Annotated in this window: 2 protein-coding genes and 1 pseudogene; all 3 read right to left on the reverse strand. The window is 67.7% G+C overall.

The window, feature by feature from the left end; translation table 11 throughout:
• Positions 1-190, reverse strand: a pseudogene (locus tag AC068D_RS35485) (TauD/TfdA family dioxygenase); the annotation flags it as partial.
• Positions 191-226: 36 nt separating this feature from the next.
• The gene (locus AC068D_RS35490; RefSeq protein ID WP_478827278.1) at positions 227-2,731 is read right to left on the reverse strand and encodes a non-ribosomal peptide synthetase; all 2,505 of its coding nucleotides are present in this window, start codon (positions 2,729-2,731) and stop codon (positions 227-229) included.
• 47 nt (positions 2,732-2,778) lie between these two features.
• Positions 2,779-5,448 carry a Pls/PosA family non-ribosomal peptide synthetase gene (locus AC068D_RS35495; protein WP_478827279.1) on the reverse strand — a complete coding sequence of 890 codons (2,670 nt, stop codon included), beginning with the start codon at positions 5,446-5,448 and terminating at the stop codon, positions 2,779-2,781.
• Positions 5,449-6,218 lie beyond the last annotated feature (770 nt).

The following is a 6,218-nucleotide window of genomic DNA, read 5'->3' on the forward strand; positions in this document are numbered from 1 at the left end:
CCGTACCGGCGTCCCGCAGCCCCAGACCACGCACGAGAACCGCACCGTGCTCCGCAACGACCGCACGCAGCGCATCACGGTGCCCGGCCGCCCAGCTCGTCGGGTCGTCGGGGGTGTCGATGTGCAGTACCGGGGGTTTGCCGGGCTGCGACTCCACCTCGAGCCGTGATGTCGGGATGGGGTACGGCATGGTGTTTCCTTTCGATGCTGTTCTTGTCGGTGCTGATCAGGAAGAAGTCAGCAGTTGGGCGTCGTCCTGTCGTGGACTCGGGTCGAGGAGTGCGGCGAGGTCGGCGAGAACCGGATGACGGGTGATGTCCTTGAGGGACACCGCCCGGTCCAGGGCGATGGCCAGCTTCACCGCCGACAGAGAGGTGCCTCCCCGGTCGAAGAAGTGGTCGCGGCGCCCGACCTGCTCCTGAGGAATGCCGAGCACCGTTGCCCAGGCGGCCGCCAGTTGCTGCTCGGCCGGCGAGCTCAGCGGCTCGTGCTTCTCCTCGGCAGTGTCCAGATCGACGGACAGCGCCGTCAGCGCCTTTTTGTCGATCTTGCTGTTGGCGGTGAGCGGCAGACTTTCCCGCCAGTGGAAGGCGGAAGGGACCATGTAGGCGGGCAGTGAGGCACCCAGCCGCTCCGCCAGATCAGTGGATTCCAGGGGCTCCGGGCTGCTGTAGAACGCCACCAGGTGCTTGACGTTGCCGGCCCGTTCCGTGACCACCACCGCACCGTCACGCACCCCGGGCAGGCGCAGCAGGGTGTTCTCGATCTCGCCGATCTCGATCCGGAACCCGCGGATCTTGACCTGGGCGTCCTTCCGGCCGAGGAACTCCAGCTTTCCGCCGGGGTGCCAGCGGCCGTAGTCGCCGCCGAGGTAGAGACGCGTTCCGGCACGGTGCGGATCGGTCAGGTAGGCCGCTCGGGTGCGTTCGGGGTCGTTGATGTAACCGCGGCCGACACAGATCCCGGAGAACGCGATGATGCCCGGGGCGCCCAGTGGCACAGGTGACAGATTCTCGTCGACCACATGGACGCGCACATTGTTGACCGCGCCCCCCAGCAGGATCCGCTCCGGTGCCCGGTCCATGACCTCGTGGTTGGTGTCGTCGGAGGTCTCGGTCAGCCCGTAGGCGTTGACCAGCCGGATGTCCGGATGGACGCCGAACCAGCGCTGTGCGAGCTCCTTCTTCAGCGCCTCCCCGGTCACCGACACGTACCGCAGATCGGGCAGGGCACGGGGGTGCTGCTCAAGAGCGGTGAGGACTGCTTCGAGATAGGAGGGCACGACCTGGAGCACGGCGACCCGGCCCTCGGTGACCGTGTCGAGGAAGCGGGGGACGTCGAGGATCACCTCCTGCTCGACCAGCAGGGTCCGCCCGCCCACCAGCAGGCCCGCCACCAGCTGCCACAGCGAGATGTCGAAGCACTGCGGCGCGGTCTGGGCCACCACCTGCCCCTCGCCGATCTCCAGATCGTCGATCTTGGCGAAGAGGTGGTTGAGCATCCCGGCGTGCTCGCACATCGCGCCCTTGGGCTCGCCGGTGGAACCGGAGGTGAAGTAGATGTACGCGAGCTGGTCGGGGGCTACCTCGATGCCGAGATCGCCGTCGGGGTGGTCTTCCCGCCAGACGGCGTCGACGAGCAGCCTGTCGACTCCCGGCAGGGAGCCGAGTGCCTCGTCCAGGCTGGTCGTGCTGCCCGGCTCGGTCAGCACCAGGGCGCAACCGGCGCGGGTCACGGTGGCCGCAATGCGTTCGGCAGGAAAGTGCGGCTCGATGGGAAGGTAGACACCACCGGCCTTGAAGACCGCCAGGACCGCGGCCAGCCAGTCCAGGTTGCGCTCGGTGACGACCGCGACCACGTCCTCGCGGCCGATGCCCCGCGCAAGCAGTGCCCGGCCCAGCCGGTTCGCCCGTGCGTTCAGCTCCCCGTACGTCCACTGCCGGCCTCCCTGGACCGCCGCGACCGCATCCGGATGCGCCCGCACCCGCTCCTCGAACACCTCGTGCATCCGCCGGTCGGGCAGTTCCCTGCTGGGTCCGGCAAAGGTTTCGAGCTGAAGGTGGAGCTCCTCGGGCGACAGCAGGCTCTGCCCCGCGTGGGCGGTATCGAGGTCGGTGGCGATGTGTTCGAGAGCGGTGAGGTGGTAACCCGCGATGCGGGTGGCACTGTCGGCGTCCAGGGCGTCGGTGCGGTAGTGCAGCCGCAGCACCGGCCGGCCGTCGAGCTGGGCGACGGCCACCCGCAGGACGGTGTTCTCGGCAAGGCCGCCGCCGACGCCGGCCGGGTCGAACTCGGTCTCGAACGACGGCCCGGTGATGCCCAGTTCACGCCTGACGTCGTCGACCGGGAAGTCCTGGTGCGACAGCAGGTCGGATGCGGTCCGATGGACGCTTCGCAGCAGCGCCCGCCAAGTGGCGGGTTCGGTCGTCAGCCGGCACGGCAGTGCCCGGCCGTCGGCGGCGATGTAGCCGGTCGCCACTTCCTGCTCGCCGCACAGTACCGACAGCACCTTGGCGTGCGCGGCCAGCAGCAGCGAAGCCAGAGGCACCGCCAGCTCCTGCGCCCGCCGGGACAACGCCGCAACCACGTCATCCGGCACCGCCACCTCGTGCTCCCGCACGCCCGCCACCGGAACGGAAGTCCACCGCGGCACTGCGGTGAAACCGCCCGCCGTCAGCACACCACGCCAGAACTCCCGGCTGCCTTCCCTGTGACTTTCCTGCGTTCCCATCGGTCTTTCCTCTGCTCGTTGCTGTTGCTGTTGGTTTCGCGGCGGTATCAGCTGCCCGCCGTCATGGCGGCAGGGTGGGCGTCTGTCGCCGGGCGGGGCTGCCGACGGGGCTCGTGGTCCCCCATGTGACGGGCCGGATTTCCACCCCAGCGGGCGTGCGCCGGGATTTCCTCGCCCTTCATCAGGAAGGAGTCGGGGGCGAGCTGCGCGCCGTCGCCCATCGTCACGCCGTAGTGGACGAACGAGCCGACACCGAGCGTGCAGCCGTCGCCGATCGTGCTGCGGTCGGACTTGAAGGTGCCGTCCTCCTGCGAGTGGCACTGGATCACGGTGCCCGCGTTGAGCGTGCAGTCGTCTCCGATGGTGACGAGCGTGCGCTCGGGGAAGAAGCAGCCGTCGTCGAAGACCCTGCGGCCGAGCCGGACCCCCAGAAGCCGCCAGACCAGGTTCTTGAACGGGGTGCCGTTGAAGACCTCGAGGTAGTCGACCGATGCCATCTTCCAGAAGCGTTCGTGCTGCCAGAAGGGGGGCTCGTAGATCGAGCAGTACAACGGTTGCTGCGCCTTGAATCCGGTGGAGGCCCGCTCGAGCACGCCGAAGTAGACGACGGTGAACGCAAGGATGAGGACTCCGGCCGCCGCGACCGCCGGTGCGCCGAGTACCGGGTGGACATGCGCAGCGCCCAGGCCGATCAGGGTGATCACGAAGAAGTGGATCCACCGTGCCAGCAGGTACAGCGTGGCGGTGAGCGCATTGTGCCGGTTCTTGGCCGCAAGACGGCGGCGCAGTTCGTCTCCGGTCGCCAGGTGGTTGAACGTGTTGTCACGCTCGACGGTGCGAGGGATCTCGAAACTGGGCGAGCCCAGCAGGCCCACGCCCTCGCGTACCGGTCCGTCGATGGGCACCATGACCTTGGTTGCGAGCAGACAGTTCTCGCCCGTCCTTCCCTGCGACGGATACGCGATGCGGTTCCCGAGGAAATTGCGCGGCCCGATCGTCGTCCGGGACATACGGAAGGACGTACTCGAGAAGTCGGTGTTGATGACCGAGAGGCCGTCGGCGACCATCGTCCCGTTGCCGACCGAACTCAGGTACGGGCTGTCGTGCTTGACCTCCGTACCGAAGTTCGACCCGGTCTGCTCCGCCCCGCGAAGGTCGTATCCGAGCCAGCGCAGGTAGTGCAGGATGCCGGAGCTGTCGCCGAACAGTGTGGTGAAGAACTTCCGGTTGGTCATGAACGCGATCGCTCGCTGGATGCCGTAGTGGAAGCCGTACAGCGGATAGACCCTGTCCGGTTTCACGGCCCGCTTGAGCAAGCGCGGCACGGTCACCACGGCAAGGAGGCCGACGAACGAGGCACCGAAGAACACCACGAATGACGCCAGCAGGGCATCGAGGTAGAACGTCCAGCTCGCGAAAGCTGCGGCCTGCGAGTGCGGGAATGCGTTGAGCTGCGGGAAGGCGGTGATCAGTATCGCCACGCCCGCCATCGCCAGCGGCAGATGGATCGCCAGCAGGTTCAGCAGTTGCATGATGCTGTAGGCGGCCCGCCTTGCCGTGGTGCAACGGGCGGGGCCGAGCTTCCCGTAGTCCACATCGGTGCGCACAGCCGGGGACCCGTGCCAGCGCTCGCCGGGCGGCACCGTCTGCCCGGTGTGCAGGCTGGAGGCGTGACCGAGCTGGGCCCGGTCGCCCATCGAGGTGCCGATGTCGAGCACCGTCTGCTCGCTGACGACCACGTCGTCACCAAGGGTCACGGGGCCGGTCTCGATCACACCGTCATGGGCCCGGTAGCAGGAGACGAGCACGTCCTTGCGGATGATGGTGCCCTCGCCGATGGTGAGCAGGTCGGTGCACACGGGCACATGGGTGGACAGGACCACGGCGCCTCGCCCGATTTTCGCCCCCAGTGCCCGCAGATAGAGCACATAGAGCGGCGACCCGGCGAAAAGACGCACGGGGCTGGTGCGGATCAGGGTCTTCACACACCAGAAGCGCAGGTAGGTCGGGCTCCAGACCGGGAACTCGCGGGGTGTGAAGCGGCCGATGAGCAGCCACTTCGCCAGGACCGGAACGATGCACATGCCCAGGAAGCCCGCGCCACCGAACAGGACCGACCGGAAGTAGATCTCGACCGGTCCGGAACCGGAGCTGATCCACTGGTATCCCTCGACCGTGACGAGAGCGGCGAGACAGGAGTAGCCGAGGAAGATCAAGAACTGCAGCATGCCGCACACGACGTACTGCCGTGTTCCGGTGGTCGGCGGCTCCGCGCCGGGCCCCGAGTCGGTCCTGGTTCCGGCCCGGGAACCGGAGCCGGCAGTGGACTCGGTACGGGGCGTGGTCGCGGATCCGCACTCGGGCCCGGACGGGGTCCCGACCGCGGCGGACACCTCGGAGGAAGCCGGCACCGTGTCCGCGAGGGCACTTGCCAGGCCCCGGATCGTCGGATGGCGGTAGATGTCCTTCATCGACACCGCGGGCAGATCCGACCGCTTCCTGACCCGGGCGCAGAACCGGGCCATCACCATCGAGTCGGCACCCAGGTCATGGAAGAAGTGGCTGTCGGCCGATACCTGGGCGGCGCCCACGACACCGGCCAGCACCTCTGCGAGGAGCTCGGCGGTGTCCGGGACCGGTCCGGCGTGCCCGGCGTCCTGGGAGGCCGGAATTCCGGTGGATGAGGCCGTCAGGACCCCCACGGATTCCCCGGTCACTTGGACTCCCCGAGAACGCTCCGGTCAGCCGCCTTCACGGCCGCCGCCATGTGCCCGACCATTCCGGGAATGGCCCGAGCGAGCCATCCGCAGGCCACGGCGCCATGAGCACTTGTCCGGTCACAATGCCACTGAAACATGTCGTCCACCTGTAGTAAGTGCAGTCCACCATCGGGTCGCCATTCGGACTCGATCGCGCCTGCCCGGCGATAATTCTCGACGCCGCCACGTTTTTCGGTGCAGGACACCCCGGCGAAGGGCATCCCGATCTCGTCACGGCCATTGCGGGCGAAGATTTTCTTCAGAAAATCCTTCCGCCTCTCCAGTAGGCCCGGTCGAGCAGGCGTTGTCCTGCTACTGCATTTCGGAACTTGACACGACAAACCGATGTTGGTAAAAGACCGACGCTGTCGGTCCCCATCGCCTTCTTCCGGGTATCCGGCGCACCCGATACCACGTGACGACCGTGCGTCATGGACAGCCACCCGGACCTCGAGCACGGGTGTGCCACGTCGGCGAGCACAGCGAACGCGGCGCGCCTCTGCGGTGGCATCAGCCACGTCCGCCCCGCCGAAGCGGTCTCAGGTCACCGGGCAGGCCGTATGGGCTGGGCACGGTTGCGGCCCGGACCAGCCGGAATCCACAGAGGGCCCGGTCCTCCGACCGGTATCCCCTCGGAACTCGGTCGTGGCCATTTATCCGCGATCGCGGTGTGTGTCAAGCCCCGAATTCGGGTGGCATGACAGACCTGCCCCCCGCACGGCGTACTG

The sequence above is a fragment of the Streptomyces sp. NPDC043861 genome (assembly GCF_056435905.1).

What these genes read in the sequence shown, in the direction of transcription:
- AC068D_RS35490 (WP_478827278.1), bottom strand. Translation starts at nt 2,731, where the DNA reads ATGGGAACGCAGGAAAGTCACAGGGAAGGCAGCCGGGAGTTCTGGCGT.